This window comes from Marinobacter sp., from assembly GCF_046484525.1.
GTDB lineage: Bacteria > Pseudomonadota > Gammaproteobacteria > Pseudomonadales > Oleiphilaceae > Marinobacter.
Window position 1 is genome coordinate 48516 of record NZ_JAWOIS010000080.1, and the last position, 14268, is coordinate 62783.

Annotated in this window: 11 protein-coding genes and 1 pseudogene; 8 read left to right on the forward strand and 4 right to left on the reverse strand. The window is 60.3% G+C overall.

Annotated elements, in window-relative coordinates:
- Positions 1-131: 131 nt before the first annotated feature.
- Positions 132-644 carry a dihydrofolate reductase gene (locus R6W86_RS16305; RefSeq protein WP_410330409.1) on the forward strand — a complete coding sequence of 171 codons (513 nt, stop codon included), beginning with the start codon at positions 132-134 and terminating at the stop codon, positions 642-644.
- Here R6W86_RS16305 and R6W86_RS16310 read toward each other — a convergent pair.
- Together R6W86_RS16310 and R6W86_RS16315 are read right to left on the reverse strand one after the other, a co-directional pair.
- A complete protein-coding gene (locus tag R6W86_RS16310) occupies positions 641-2152 on the reverse strand; it encodes a DEAD/DEAH box helicase (protein ID WP_410330410.1) in 1512 nt (503 codons plus the stop codon). The genes R6W86_RS16305 and R6W86_RS16310 overlap by 4 nt on opposite strands.
- Before the next feature lie 136 nt (positions 2153-2288).
- Complete coding sequence (locus R6W86_RS16315; protein ID WP_410330411.1) at positions 2289-2759, reverse strand: Lrp/AsnC family transcriptional regulator; 471 nt, start codon at positions 2757-2759, stop codon at positions 2289-2291.
- A gap of 158 nt (positions 2760-2917) precedes the next feature.
- On the opposite strand from R6W86_RS16315, the gene R6W86_RS16320 reads away from it, so the two are divergent.
- Positions 2918-6436: an indolepyruvate ferredoxin oxidoreductase family protein gene (locus tag R6W86_RS16320; RefSeq protein ID WP_410330412.1), complete on the forward strand. Its 3519-nt coding sequence runs from the start codon at positions 2918-2920 to the stop codon at positions 6434-6436.
- Between the two features lie 101 nt (positions 6437-6537).
- Here the strand turns inward: R6W86_RS16320 and paaX are convergent, their stop codons facing one another.
- Positions 6538-7512 (reverse strand): phenylacetic acid degradation operon negative regulatory protein PaaX, encoded by a 975-nt coding sequence (gene paaX / locus R6W86_RS16325; RefSeq protein ID WP_410330413.1) that lies wholly within the window; start codon positions 7510-7512, stop codon positions 6538-6540.
- Positions 7513-7923: 411 nt separating this feature from the next.
- Here paaX and R6W86_RS16330 point away from each other — a divergent pair, with 411 nt between their 5' ends.
- From R6W86_RS16330 to R6W86_RS16355, 6 genes and pseudogenes are all read left to right on the forward strand, one after another.
- Positions 7924-9078: an ABC transporter substrate-binding protein gene (locus R6W86_RS16330; protein WP_410330414.1), complete on the forward strand. Its 1155-nt coding sequence runs from the start codon at positions 7924-7926 to the stop codon at positions 9076-9078.
- A 76-nt stretch (positions 9079-9154) separates the two neighbouring features.
- Entirely contained in the window at positions 9155-10030 is an 876-nt protein-coding gene (locus R6W86_RS16335) for a branched-chain amino acid ABC transporter permease (RefSeq protein WP_410330415.1), read from the forward strand.
- A gap of 2 nt (positions 10031-10032) precedes the next feature.
- Complete coding sequence (locus R6W86_RS16340) at positions 10033-11040, forward strand: branched-chain amino acid ABC transporter permease (protein ID WP_410330416.1); 1008 nt, start codon at positions 10033-10035, stop codon at positions 11038-11040.
- Positions 11037-11795, forward strand: coding sequence for an ABC transporter ATP-binding protein (locus R6W86_RS16345; RefSeq protein ID WP_410330417.1), 759 nt, complete (start codon positions 11037-11039; stop codon positions 11793-11795). Before R6W86_RS16340 ends, R6W86_RS16345 begins: the two co-directional genes overlap by 4 nt.
- Before the next feature lie 38 nt (positions 11796-11833).
- A pseudogene (locus R6W86_RS16350) lies at positions 11834-12262 on the forward strand (hemerythrin domain-containing protein); the annotation flags it as partial.
- A gap of 210 nt (positions 12263-12472) precedes the next feature.
- Positions 12473-13177, forward strand: coding sequence for an ABC transporter ATP-binding protein (locus R6W86_RS16355; RefSeq protein WP_410330419.1), 705 nt, complete (start codon positions 12473-12475; stop codon positions 13175-13177).
- Positions 13178-13291: 114 nt separating this feature from the next.
- Here R6W86_RS16355 and R6W86_RS16360 read toward each other — a convergent pair.
- The coding region (locus tag R6W86_RS16360) for an aldehyde dehydrogenase family protein (RefSeq protein ID WP_410330418.1) at positions 13292-14268 on the reverse strand (977 nt) is incomplete at its 5' end.

Consider the following 14268-nt stretch of genomic DNA (forward strand, 5'->3'; position numbering starts at 1 on the left):
GGGTGGGGCGTTCCGAAAAACGCTTATCGCGTTTCACCCATGGCTCCGCACATTTTCGGAACGCCCCACCCGATGGCAGCCCCCAAGGCCGAGAGCTCCGGAACCAGAACTCCCAAACTTGAGGACAAGAAATGAGAAAAGCTTTGATCGTGGCCATGTCCCAAAACCGGGTCATCGGCCGGAACAACAAGCTGCCGTGGTACCTCCCGGGGGACCTGCGTTACTTCAAGCAGGCGACCATGGGTAAACCAATCATCATGGGGCGGAAAACCTGGGATTCCATTGGCCGGCCGCTGCCGGGACGGATGAACGTGGTGATTTCCCGGAATGACAGCTGGGAAGCGCCGGCGGGAACCGTGGCTGCGAAGTCACTGCAAGAGGCATTGGTCAAAGCCGAAGCCCAGGCCGAGCTGGAAGGCGGGGATGAGGTAATGATCATCGGTGGTGGCCAGATTTACGCCGAGGCATTGCCGATGGTGGATCGAATGTACATCACCCAGGTGCACGCGGAAGTGGACGGGGATGCCTTCTTTCCGGAAGTGAACTGGGATGAGTGGGAAGAAATCGGACGGGAAGATTTCTCCGCGTCCGACAATAATCCCTACGACTACAGCTTCGTGGTTTACCAGCGCCGCGCCGGTTAACGGGCGGGGCGCTTGCTAGGCGGGTTGCTGCCCTTGCCGGCGGGCTTGCCTCTCGGGCCGCCTTTGCGGTGGCCGGGCTTGCCGTCTTTCTTGAAGCTCTTGCCGGGTCCCTTGCGGAAGTTCTTTTTGCCCGGAGGCGGTCCCTTGCGGTCACGGCGGGGTGCTGCGGAAATTTCCGGAAGGGCTTCCGGCGCTTCCAGCGGCAGGGCGCCCGGTTGGGCCATTTCCATCCAGCACGCCATGGCACCGGCAACCATGGCCATATCCATGTCGTTGCGCTCGGCAATCTCGTCCAGCAGGGCCATCGCCTTGGGCAATTTGCCATCCTCGGCAAATGCCAGCAATTGGGTCTCGAACTGCTGCACCCGCATCTTCTGAAGATCCGCGGGTGAGGGCAGCTGGTAGGATTCCATAGGTGAGTTGGTGGCCCGCTCCAGGGTGCGCAGCCAACTGCGCTCGCGGGGCGTGACCAGCAGGATCGCCTTGCCGGCGCGGCCGGCACGACCGGTACGGCCAACCCGATGGATGTACGCCTCGGTATCGTAAGGCACATCATAGTTGATGACGTGGGTGATCCGGGGCACGTCGAGGCCGCGGGCAGCGACATCGGTGGCAACAATGATGTCCTTTTTACCCCGTTTCAGATCCTCAACCGTCTGCTCCCGCTGGCGTTGGTTCAGGTCGCCGCTCAGAGGGGCCACGGCGTGGCCACGGGCTGAGAGCTTCTCGGCCAGCATTGTGGTCTCGGCCTTGGTGCGCACGAAGATGATCGAGGCGTCGAAGGGCTCCACTTCCAGGATGCGGGTCAGGGCATCCAGCTTGCGCTCGGCGTAGACCGGCAACACAAATTGGGAGATACGCTCGACGGTACGGGTCTCGCTCTCGATCCGGACTTCGGTGGCATCCTTCAGGTAAGTCTGGGCCACCTTCTTGATCTGCGGCGGCATGGTGGCCGAGAACAGGGCTCGCTGGCAGGTGTCCGGCGTCTTCGCCAGGATGGCCTCAACGTCGTCAATGAAACCCATGCGCAACATTTCGTCGGCTTCATCCAACACCAGGGCCTTGAGGTTGTCGAGCTTCAGGGTACCCTTGCGCAGGTGGTCCAGCATACGGCCCGGAGTTCCAACGATAACCTGGGCGCCGCGACGCAGGCCCCGGATCTGGGGACCGAAATCCTGGCCACCATAGATCGGCAGCACATGGAAATTGCGGAACCTGCTGGCGTAGGTGGTGAACGCCTCGGCGACCTGAATGGCCAGTTCCCGGGTAGGGGCGAGTACCAGGATCTGCGGCTCGGCGGTGCTGGCGTCGATGCGGCTCAGCAATGGCAACGCGAACGCGGCAGTCTTGCCGGTGCCGGTCTGGGCGACGCCCAGCAGGTGCCTGCCGGCCAGCAGGGCCGGGATGGATTTTGCCTGGATCGGCGAGGGTGTTTCATAGCCAACGGCGTTGACAGCTTCAAGTACGGCTGCATCCAGCCCCAGTTCGGCAAAGGACATTTCTGACATTGATTTACTCGGAATTCGGAGGGAGGGCATTGCCGGGCAATGCATGATTGACCGGCATTATAGTCGGTTTGCGCGATGTTTGATACGCGCAATACCCTCTTACTCGTATGCATTTCCCCTGACCCTGCCTGCGCCATCATGACACAGGCAGGGTCAGGGTGTTCTTGATCTCCCGAAGGGCGAAGTTGGAGTTCACCTGGGCAATGCCCATCAGTGTGAAGATCTTCTCGTTCAGGAACCGGTCATAGCTGGCCATGTCCGGTACCACAACCCGCAACACGAAATCCGCGTTACCGGTGACCGCAAAGCACTGCAGGACTTCCGGGTAGCTGCTGACCTCGCGCTCGATTTCCGCCGTGCTGTCGATGGTATGGCGTTGCAGGGACAGGTTGACCAGCACACACAGGCCCTGGCCCATGGCTTTCGGATCCAGTTTTGCAGTATAGCCGGTAATCACGCCGGCCTCTTCGAGGGCCCGGACCCGGCGCCAGCAGGCCGCCGGTGAGAGCCCGACCTGCTCCGCCAGCATCTGGTTGCTGATACGACCATCCTGCTGCAGGGCGTCGAGGATTCGGCAGTCCAGTTTGTCGAGCTCGACCTGTTTCATTTGGTAACACCTGATGTTTATTAAAGGATATTTCGGTATTTTGTCATTTATCAAAGAATATTGCATTACGGCGCCGGTCGGCTAACCAAAAAGCAAGCACCTTTTGCGGATATCCCTCTAGAATTTTGGTCATAAAACCAACAATTGGAGGGGCGACCATGACCGCCGATACACCTCAACTCGACAACTACAAACTCGAGGACCGCTACCTGCGCGAATCCGGCCGGGTGTTTCTGACCGGAACCCAGGCACTGGTCCGGATCCCCCTGATGCAGGCAGCCCTGGATCGTAAGCACGGCCTGAATACCGCCGGCATGGTCAGCGGCTACCGGGGATCGCCACTCGGGGCCTACGACCAGGCGCTATGGCAGGCAAAGGACCTGCTGGACAAGAACCGCATCGATTTTGTCCCCGCCATCAACGAGGATTTGGCAGCCACCATTATGCTGGGAACCCAGCAGGTGGAGACTGATGAGGACCGCCAGGTCGATGGGGTGTTCGGGCTCTGGTACGGCAAGGGTCCAGGTGTCGATCGCGCCGGCGATGCCCTTAAGCATGGCACCACCTATGGTAGCTCCCCGAATGGCGGTGTGCTGGTGGTGGCCGGGGATGATCACGGCTGTGTATCGTCGTCCATGCCTCACCAGTCTGATGTGGCGTTTATGAGTTTCTTCATGCCTACCATTAACCCGGCCAACATCGCCGAATACCTCGAGTTCGGCCTCTGGGGTTACGCCCTGTCCCGGTACAGTGGTTGCTGGGTCGGCTTCAAGGCTATCTCCGAGACTGTGGAGAGCGCCGCCTCCGTGGAGCTGCCGCCACTGCCCGAGTTCAAGACCCCGGAGGATTTCACCCCGCCGGCGGATGGACTCCACTATCGCTGGCCGGACCTGCCCGGACCTCAGCTGGAAACGCGTATCGAACACAAGCTGGCGGCGGTTCAGGCCTTTGCCCGCGCCAACCCCATCGACCGTTGCCTTTACAACAACCCGCAGGCCCGTTTCGGTATCGTCACCACCGGCAAGGGCTATCTGGACCTGCTGGAAGCGCTCGAACTGCTGGGCATCGATGAAACCCGGGCGGCCGAGCTGGGACTGGATATTTACAAGGTCGGCATGGTCTGGCCGCTGGAGCGTCGTGGCATCCTGAACTTTGTCCATGGCAAGCAGGAAGTCCTCGTGATCGAGGAAAAGCGGGGCATCATCGAGAGCCAGATCAAGGAATACATGTCGGAACCGGACCGTCCTGGCTCGGTGCTGATCACTGGCAAGCAGGATGAGTCCGGCAAGCCGCTGATGCCCTACGTTGGCGAGCTCAGTCCGAAGCTGGTGGCCGGCTACCTGGCGGCCCGCCTGAACCGGTTCTTCGACGTTGATTTCAGCGAACAGCTCAGGGCCATCAACGAGATGACCAGCGCCAAGGACCCGGGCGGGGTCCGGCGTCTGCCGTATTTCTGTTCCGGCTGCCCCCATAACACCTCCACCAAGGTGCCGGAGGGCAGCAAGGCCCTGGCCGGTATCGGCTGTCATTTCATGGCGTCCTGGATGGGGCGCAACACCGAGTCCCTGATCCAGATGGGCGGCGAAGGGGTCAACTGGATCGGCAAGAGCAGGTACATCGGCAATCCCCATGTGTTTCAGAACTTGGGGGAGGGTACCTACTTCCATTCCGGGTCCATGGCCATTCGACAGGCGGTGGCTGCCGGCATCAACATCACCTACAAGATCCTGTTCAACGACGCAGTGGCCATGACCGGCGGGCAGCCGGTGGACGGGCAGATCACGGTGCCCATGATTGCCCAGCAGGTCGCCGCCGAAGGCGTCAAGCGGGTGGTGGTGCTCAGTGACGAACCGGAGAAATTCAAGGGCCAAGAGGGGCTGTTCCCGAGTGATGTGACCTTCCACGACCGCTCCGAGCTGGATCAGGTCCAGCGGGAGCTGCGGGACATTCCGGGCTGCACCGTGCTGATCTACGACCAGACCTGCGCCGCGGAAAAACGCCGCCGTCGCAAGCGTGGCCAGTTCCCGGACCCGGCCAGGCGGGCCTACATCAACCACCATGTGTGCGAGGGCTGCGGTGACTGCTCGGTGCAGTCCAACTGTCTGTCGGTGGTACCGCGCCAGACCGAGCTGGGGCGCAAACGCAAGATCGATCAGTCCTCCTGTAACAAGGACTTCTCCTGCGTCACCGGCTTCTGCCCGAGCTTTGTCACCATCGAGGGCGGTCAGCTGCGCAAGTCCCGGGGCATGGATACCGGGTCGGTGCTGAGCAAGTGCCTTGAGAGCCTGCCGAAGCCGTCGCTGCCCGCCCTGAACGGTTCGTTCGACCTGCTGGTGGGCGGCGTTGGTGGCACTGGTGTGGTGACCGTGGGGCAGCTGATCACCATGGCGGCCCACCTGGAATCCCGGGGTGCGTCGGTGTTGGATTTCATGGGCTTCGCCCAAAAGGGCGGTACGGTGTTGAGCTATGTACGCATGGCGCCATCCCCGGACAAGCTGCACCAAGTGCGTATCAGCAACGGACAGGCGGATACGGTCATTGCCTGTGACATGGTGGTGGCGTCCTCCCAGAAAGCCCTGAGCGTACTGCGTCCGGATCACACCCGGGTGGTGGCCAACCGGGCTGAGCTGCCGACCGCTGATTATGTCCTGTACCGGGACGCTGACATGCAGGCGGACAAGCGCCTGGATCTGCTCCGTGACGCGGTGGGTGACGACCGCTTCGATGCTCTGGATGCCAACGGCATTGCCGAGAAGCTGATGAGGGACACCGTGTTCTCCAACGTGATGATGCTCGGTTTCGCCTGGCAGAAAGGGCTGCTGCCGGTGTCCGAGGCGGCCCTGATGCGGGCCATCGAACTCAATGGCGTGGCAATCGAGCGCAACAAGGAAGCCTTCGGGTGGGGGCGGGTTGCGGCGGTCGATCCGAACGTGATTGATGACCTGCTGAACCCGGTCAGCGAGCCGGCGGAAGTGCACCTGGAGCCGACCCTGGAGCAACTGATCGAGACCCGTTATCGGCACCTGGAGCGTTACCAGAACCGGTGCTGGGCTGACAGCCACCGGGACCTGGTGGAGCGGGTGCGTCAGGCCGAGCAGGGCATCGGTGAGCAGAACCTACTGTTGACCCGCACGATCGCCGAGCAGCTCTACCGGTTCATGGCCTACAAGGACGAGTACGAAGTGGCTCGCCTGTTTGCCGAGACCGATTTCATGGAGGAAGTGGAGAAAACCTTCGAGGGTGACTTCAAGGTGCATTTCCACTTGGCGCCGCCGATCCTCAATCGTGGCACCGATGCCCGTGGCCGGCCGCAGAAGCGGCAGTTCGGCCCCTGGATGTTCCGGGCCTTCAAGCTGCTGGCGAAACTGCGTGGGCTGCGCGGCACCGCTCTGGATCCGTTCCGCCATTCCGCTGACCGGAAGCTGGACCGGACCCTGCTCGCGGACTACCGCCAGCTGGCCGAGCGTATTGGTCGCGAGCTGAGCACAGACAATCATGAAACCTTCCTGCAACTGGCGGAACTGCCGGCGGACGTTCGCGGCTTCGGCCCGGTCCGGGAGCAGGCGGTGGAAGCGATCCGGGAGCGCCAGCAGCAATTGCTCAAGGCGCTGGAAACCGGCCGCCCGACCTTGATTCGTAGCAAACCAGCAGGCGAAAATGAGGACTCCCATGTGTGAAGGCCTGATGTAAGACATCGGTATCCTGGTGGTGTTCCTTTACAACCACATCTGATCTGAGAGACCGGGCGCCATTACAGCGTCCCGACCCTCCATAAGGTTCACATCGGTTCGCCGACCGCTGTAATCCCTTCTTCATTTTCGTCGCTGGCATCCTGAAGGCCACCGAACCGGCGGTAAAACTTCTCGTTCGGTCCCGGCAGCGGGCCGGATGCGTTTTCGAGAGTTTCGTCCAGCCACTTCTCAGCACGCACGTAGATGTGACGGTACAGGTTCCGACACAGCTGCTTGGCGCTGCGGCCTTCCCAGTCCCCGGGCAGCAACTCCTCGGGCAGTAGGGGGTCCCGCAACAGGATCTTCCGGTACTCATGAATCAGCAGGATGCGCAGGGTGAGGCACTCGGCCGGTGTCAGGTCATCCTCGTTCTGCAGTTCCCGCCAGACCGGGCGGAACTGGGACAGGAACCGTCGGTAGCGCCCGCCCAGTTCGTCCAGGTTCCAGCTCTCACGTACCTGCAATCGCAAAGCTTTGGAGCTCTTCTGCTCCATGGGAACGGTTTCCATAACGATGGTGTCTTCCAGCGCACCCCATTCCTGTAGCAGCGGCAGCAGCTCATTGCGGGTGAAGCGAGGGTGCTCCATGACCCCTGGGGCCATACTGCCGAAACTGAGCCATTTGAGTTCTTCCCGCACCTTCTGCTTCAGGTCAGGCGCCAGCTGGTTGAGGTAGACCAGGCACCAGCTGCCACTCCATTCCCGGGTCGACAAACTGTAGACGTGCTGGAAGGCCTGCTCGAACCGGCGCAGGCCCGGGCCCGTCAGGCTGTAGTAACTGCAGCGCCCGACCTTTTCTGTCTGCAACCAGGATTCCTGCACCAGCCGGTACACCGAGGTGCGGACCAGCCGCTGGCTGATGCCCATGGGGTCCACCAGCTTCATCAGGCTGCCAAGCCATACGGTCCCTTCCCGGGGAACGACGGCGTCACCGTAGATGGTGATGATCAGCGAGCCGGCGCGAAGCGGTCGTTTCTTCTGGAAGTTGATGACGAGCTGCTCAAGCTGGTTTTTTGCAGACATAGGTTTCTTGTCGGTTGTCAGTTTTCAGTTATCAGGAATTACGAATCTGATACGTATTATGCGGTTCCTGTGTGTCACGTAAAGCCTTCGGTCCCGTATCGCCGCTCCCGGAGGCTGGAATCTGCCCGGCTTTACTGTGAGAGCCTGTCAGGTAGTCAGCCAAATCGGTTGACATGAATATTATGATACAATAATGTCCATTGATATTCGTCAACGGTATCGAATTTAACCGGTGATGAAAATCAAGGATCGGATGAATCAGGGATGAACACACAAATATAAAGCTGACAACGGGTCGAAGGGTGACTGAAATGACACAGAAGTCAGAGCCAGGCTCTCGATCGTTGTTTTACTTCTGAGCAATGGATGGGGGGGCAAGCAAGCCCCGCACAATTCGGGAGAACAAAAACAATGCTTAAGACAATTCTGCGTCGAACGGGAAAATTTGCGGCTATCGCTGCCGCAGGTCTGGTCATGAGTGCCCAGGCTGCAGAGCCGATCAAGATCGGTTCGTTCCTGTCAGTAACCGGCCCCGCCTCCTTCCTGGGGGATCCGGAACTGAAAACTCTGGAAATGTACGTCGAAAAAATCAACGAAGAGGGTGGCGTCCTGGGACGTCAGCTGGAGCTGATCCACTACGACGACGTGGGTAATGCCTCCAACGCCCGCAACTTTGCCAGCCGTCTGATCCGCTCCGATCGTGTTGATATCATCGTCGGTGGTAGTACCACTGGTGCCACCATGGCAGCAGCGCCCCTGGTGGAGCAGGCCAAGGTTCCTTTCATTTCCCTGGCGGGTGCCGTGGTGATTACCAACCCGGTGAAGAAGTGGGTATTCAAAACTCCGCAAACTGACCGCATGGCGGCAGAGCGGATCCTGACCGACATGAAAGACCGTGGTATTACCCGCTTCGGCCTGATTTCCGGTACCGGTGGTTTTGGTAGTTCCGGTCGCACCCAGACTCTGGAAGTGGTTGAGCAGATGGGCATGGAAGTAGTGGCCGATGTGACCTACAGCGGCTCCGATACCGACATGACTGCCCAGCTCACCAACATCCGCAACACCGATGGTGTCGAGGCGGTGCTGAACTTCGGCTTTGGTCAGGGTCCTGCCATCGTGACACGCAACTATGCCCAGTTGGGCATGGAACTGCCTTTCTACCAGTCCCATGGTGTGGCTTCTGACAGCTTCCTGGAACTGGCGGGTGATGCCGCCGAAGGTCTGCGCCTGCCGGCTTCCCCCCTGCTGGTGCCGGACTCGCTGCCAGATGACGACCCCCAGAAAAAGGTCGTGCAGGACTACAAGGCCGAGTATGAAGCTCGCTGGGATTCCAAAGTGTCCACGTTTGGTGCCTACGCCTATGACGGCCTGATGCTGGCGGTACAGGCCATCGAAGCCGCCGGCTCAACCGACAAGGAAGCCGTGCGTGAAGCGTTGGAAAATATCCAGGGCTATGTGGGCGTGACCGGTGTCTTCAACATGTCGCCGGAAGACCACAACGGCCTCGACGCCGACTCCTTCCGTATTCTGGAAGTCCAGAACGGCGAGTGGAAGCTCATTAACTGATCTATCCATCAAGCAGTAAACCGCCTGCCCGTCCCGGTCCGGGGCGGGCAGGCGTTGTCCGACCGGAACCACGGCTATGTTTGCAGAATTCCTCCAGTATCTCTTCACCGGGATCACTATCGGCGCCACTTATGCCCTGATAGCCCTCGGCTTTACTCTCATTTATAACGCCAGCCACGTGATCAATTTCGCCCAGGGCGAATTCCTGATGATTGGCGGCATGGCGACCGTTTCTCTCACGGCGATGGGCGTGCCCATGGTACTTGCCATGATCCTGGCCGTGTTGCTTGCCGGTGTTCTCGGAATCCTGCTTCAGCGCTTTGCCATTGCGCCCGCGAAACAGGCGGACGTGGTCACGCTGATCATCATCACCATCGGTGCCTCCATTTTCATTCGTGGTCTTGCCCAGCTGGTCTGGGGCAAGGAATACCACGTCATGCAGAATTTCAGCAGCGACGAACCGATCCGAATTTTCGGTGCAGTCCTTAACAGCCAGAGCCTCTGGGTTCTGGGTATCGGTGCGATCCTTGTGGTCGGCCTGGTCCTGTTCTTCACCCGTACGCTGATTGGTAAGGCCATCCTCGCCACTTCGATGAATAAGGAAGCTGCGCGCCTGGTGGGTATCCGTACCCAGCTGGTGCTGATGCTGGCATTCCTCGTTTCCGCAGTGCTCGGCTCCGTCGCCGGGATAGTGGTGGCACCCATTACCTTCACCTCCTACGACATCGGCATCATGCTCGGCCTCAAAGGCTTTGTCGCCGCCGCCATCGGCGGGCTGGGTAGCGGTATGGGCGCCGTTGTCGGTGGTCTGTTGCTGGGTATAGTTGAGGCCATGGCTGCCGGCTACATTTCCTCTGACTACAAGGACGCCGTGGCTTTCTCCATGATCCTCATCGTGCTGTTCTTTATGCCGCGCGGTCTGTTTGGCGCCAAGGTCGTGGAGAGGGTGTAAACATGTTGAATAGATTCATGCAGATGCGTTTGCGCGACCTGGTGATCCTCGCCGTTATTCTGTTCGCGTTACCGTTGTTCCTGAACAATTCGTTCCATTATGACCTGGCCACCCAGATGGCGATCATCGCCGCCACAGTGGTCGGGCTGAACTTGCTGGTCGGTTTCGCTGGCCAGATCAGTCTGGGGCATGCCGGTTTCTTCGGCCTCGGTGCGTATTTTACCGGCATCATGACCAGCACTTATGGCTGGTCCTCAGTGCCCGCGCTGGTTGTTGGCGCGATCCTGGTGGGTATCGTGGCCTGGATTGTGGGCCGCCCGATCCTGCGTTTGAAAGGGCACTACCTGTCCATGGCGACGTTGGCGGTCGGTTTCATCATCGCGATTATCCTCAACAACGAACGGGCTTTGACCGGCGGACCGGATGGCATGCCGGTGCCGGCATTCACCGTGTTTGGCTGGGAACTGAGCCCGTTTGGCAGCTATAACCTGCTCGGGATGGAACTCAATGGCAGTGAAGCCTGGTACCTGTTTGCTGCGGTGGTGTTGTTGGTTGCGGTCTGGCTCGCCCAGAACCTGATCGACTCGCCCATCGGCCGCGCGCTGCGCTCGGTGCACGGTTCGGAAGTGGCTGCGCGAGTGGTTGGTGTCGACACCGCCCGTTATAAGAGCCTGGTGTTCGTGGTTTCGGCGATCTATGCCAGTGCCATGGGCAGCCTTTACGCCCATTTCCAGGGCTTCATTACGCCGGCGGTGGCAGGGTTCGATTTCTCCATTCTGTTTATCACCATGGTGGTTCTCGGCGGTATGGGTTCCACCATGGGCGTTATTCTCGGTGCCGTGGTGCTCAAGCTCCTGCCCCAGGTGCTGGCGGATTTCCAGGAGCTGGAAACCGTCATGTTCGGTGCGATCCTGATGCTCACCATGATCTTCATGCCCAAGGGCCTGCTGCCCACTATCCAGATGGCTGTCGGTAAGCGGATGAAGAAAAAGGCGGGAGGTCAGGCATGAGCGCACTGATTGAAGTAAAAGGCCTGGACAAGGCATTCGGTGGCGTTCACGCGGTGGAAGGCGTGTCCTTCGCGGTGGAGGCCGGGCAAGTGTATTCGGTGATCGGGCCCAATGGCGCCGGGAAGACCACCCTGTTCAACCTGATCTCGGGTCTCTATACCCCGACCAAGGGCGAGATCCGCCTGAAGGGGGAGAGCACTGCGAAACTCGAACCGAACGAGTTGGCGGAGCGCGGTATGTGCCGTACTTTCCAGCAGATGCAGATCTGCATGAACATGTCGGCTATCGAGAACGTGATGCTCGGGCGGCACCTGCAGCTTCGCAGTAACCTGTTCACCACGTTGTTCCGGTTGCCGTCCCTGCTCCGGGATGAGAATTCCTGCCGTGAGCGGGCCGCGGAACTGATGGAGTTCGTCGGCTGTGGCGAGTACCTCGATACCGAGGCGTCGGCGATGTCCTACGGCGCTCTCAAGCGGCTCGAGATTGCCCGTGCCCTGGCGGCAGAACCCAAGGTCATCCTTCTGGATGAGCCGGCTGCCGGCCTCAACGCCGTTGAAACTGCGGCTCTGGAAAAACTGATCCGGAAGATTGCCGACCAAGGCACCACCGTCATGCTGGTAGAGCACGACATGAAACTGGTCATGGGGATTTCCGACCGCCTGCTGGTCCTCAACTACGGGCGTGTGCTGGCGGAAGGCACGCCGGAAGAAATCCGCAACAATCCGGACGTCATCGCTGCCTACCTGGGCGGCTGAGCAAGGAGACATTTCAAATGAGCGAGCAACAGACCGAAATGGCGCCTGCCCAGTCCCGCAGCGAGCAGGCAGTACGCATTATTGTTCACGAGCATCAGGCGCTCTGGCGCATCCTGGACCTGCTGGACCAGTTGCTCAGCGACATGAACATCAACGAACAGCGGCCGGATGAGCGCCTGTTCACCAAGATCTTCGATTACATCGAGCACTTTTCCGAGCGGGTGCACTCGACGCCGACCGATATCGAGCTGTACAAGCGTCTGGGAGCCAGGCACCCGGAGTCGCTGCCGCTGCTGGAAAAGCTTTCCAAGGGTTATCTGGTGGGTCACGAGAAGCTGATGGAGCTTCGCCAGCTGCTGACCGCCTGCATGGAAAACTGGCCGGAAGGCCGGGAAGAGTTCAGTCATGCCCTGGCCCGGTTCACCGAAGCCCTGCGCAAGCATATCCGCAAGGAAGAAGGGGTGGTGATTCCCCGTGCCCGCAAGGTGCTTTCTGATGAGGACTGGGAACAGATCATTGAAGCCAGGGACATCGAGAACGATCCCCTGTTCGGCGAAAGGGTCCGGGAAGAATTCCGGGAGTTGCGCCACGAGATCATCAGCTATACCCCGGAGCGCTTCGGCGGTCTTGGCCTCAAGCATGCCGAGCAGGTCACCGCACCCCACGCCAAGCAGGAAATGCTGGCGATTAAGGGCCTTGCCACCTCTTATGGCCAGATTGAGGTTCTGCACGACATCGACATCCACATCAACAGTGGCGAAATCGTGTCCCTGGTGGGCGCCAACGGTGCCGGCAAGTCAACCCTGCTGATGAGCATTTCCGGTCTCCAGCCGATGGATCGCGGCAGCATGGTGTACCAGGGTAAGGACCTTGCGAAGGTCTCCGCCGATCAGCGGGTCGGCGACGGTATTGTCCAGGTGCCGGAAGGTCGTCAGGTGTTCAAGGATCTGTCGGTTCATGACAACCTGTTGCTGGGAGCCTACACTCGCGGCCGCAGTCAGGAAGTGGAAGATGATCTGGAGCGGATGTACACCAAGTTCCCGATCCTGCGCCAGAAGCGTCATAACCTGGCCGGGGAGCTCTCCGGTGGTCAGCAACAGATGCTGGCCATGGGTCGCGCGCTGATGGCCCGGCCAAAGCTTCTTTTGCTCGATGAACCGAGCATGGGCCTGGCACCGCTGATCATCGAGGAGATCTTCGACATCATCAAGGAGTTGAAGAAAGAGGGCATCACCATCTTCCTGGTGGAGCAGAACGCGTCCCAGGCTCTGGCCCTGGCCGACCGAGGTTACGTGCTGGAAACCGGCATGGTGGTAATTGAGGGTACCGGCCGGGAGCTGCTCAGCAATGAGAAGGTCCGTGAGGCCTACCTGGGCATGTAAAAGTTCCGCTAGCCGGAAACAAAAAGGGGACAGGCTTTGGGCCTGTCCCCTTTTTGTTTGCCTCAGGCCTGCCGTTCGGGTCCAACGGGTGGCAGGCCGGATACGCCCCCGGTTTTACCGGGGACGTTTGGCAACCAGTGTCAGGATGTCGTAGCTCGCAACCAGTTCGTCGTTCTGGTTGTGAACCTGGACATCCCAGACCACCACACCCTGGGGGTGTCCGTCCGGAGATGTCCGACCCTGATCGATCTTGCGCTTGCAGGTCAGGCGCGCCCGGATGGTGTCGCCCGGGGCCACCGGCTCGATGAAGCGCAGGGTGTCCAGACCGTAGTTCGCCAGCACCGGGCCCTCGCCAGGATAAACGAACAGGCCAGCCGCGGCGGAAAGCACGAAGTAGCCATGGGCAATGCGCTTGCCGAACTGCGAGTCCCGCGCGGCAATCTCATCAAAGTGCATGTAGAAGTGATCGCCGGACAGGCAGCCGAAGTTGACGATGTCCGCTTCGGTGACCGTGCGACGGTGAGTCAGCAGGGACTCGTTGATCTGCAGGTCTTCGAAATGGCGACGGAACGGGTGTACTTCGGTTTCGATCACATCGGCACCACGTACATACTCGCGGGTAACGGCCGCCAGCATGGTGGGGGAACCCTGGATGGAGGTCCGCTGCAGGTAGTGATGGACCGCACGGATACCACCCAGCTCCTCACCGCCACCGGCGCGACCCGGGCCACCATGCTTGAGCATGGGCAGGGGCGAGCCGTGGCCCGTGGATTCCTTCGCGGCTTCGGCGTCCAGCAGGTGCAGACGGCCGTGGAAGGCTGCCAGTAGCGGGGCGATTCGGCCGGCAGTGGCCGGGTCACGGGTGGTCAGGGTGGTGACCAGGGAGCCACGGCCCTTGGAGCAGAGCTCCACCGCATCCTCGATGGTGTCGTAGGGGATCACGGTGGCAACCGGGCCAAAGGCTTCGATGTCATGGGCGCCACAGCCGTTTTCCGGGTTCCGGCACAGCAGCAGGTGCGGCTCGATAAAGGCGCCCTTCTCGGTGCCTTCACCAGTGGGCTTAAAGCTGCCGTCACCACCGACAACCAGTT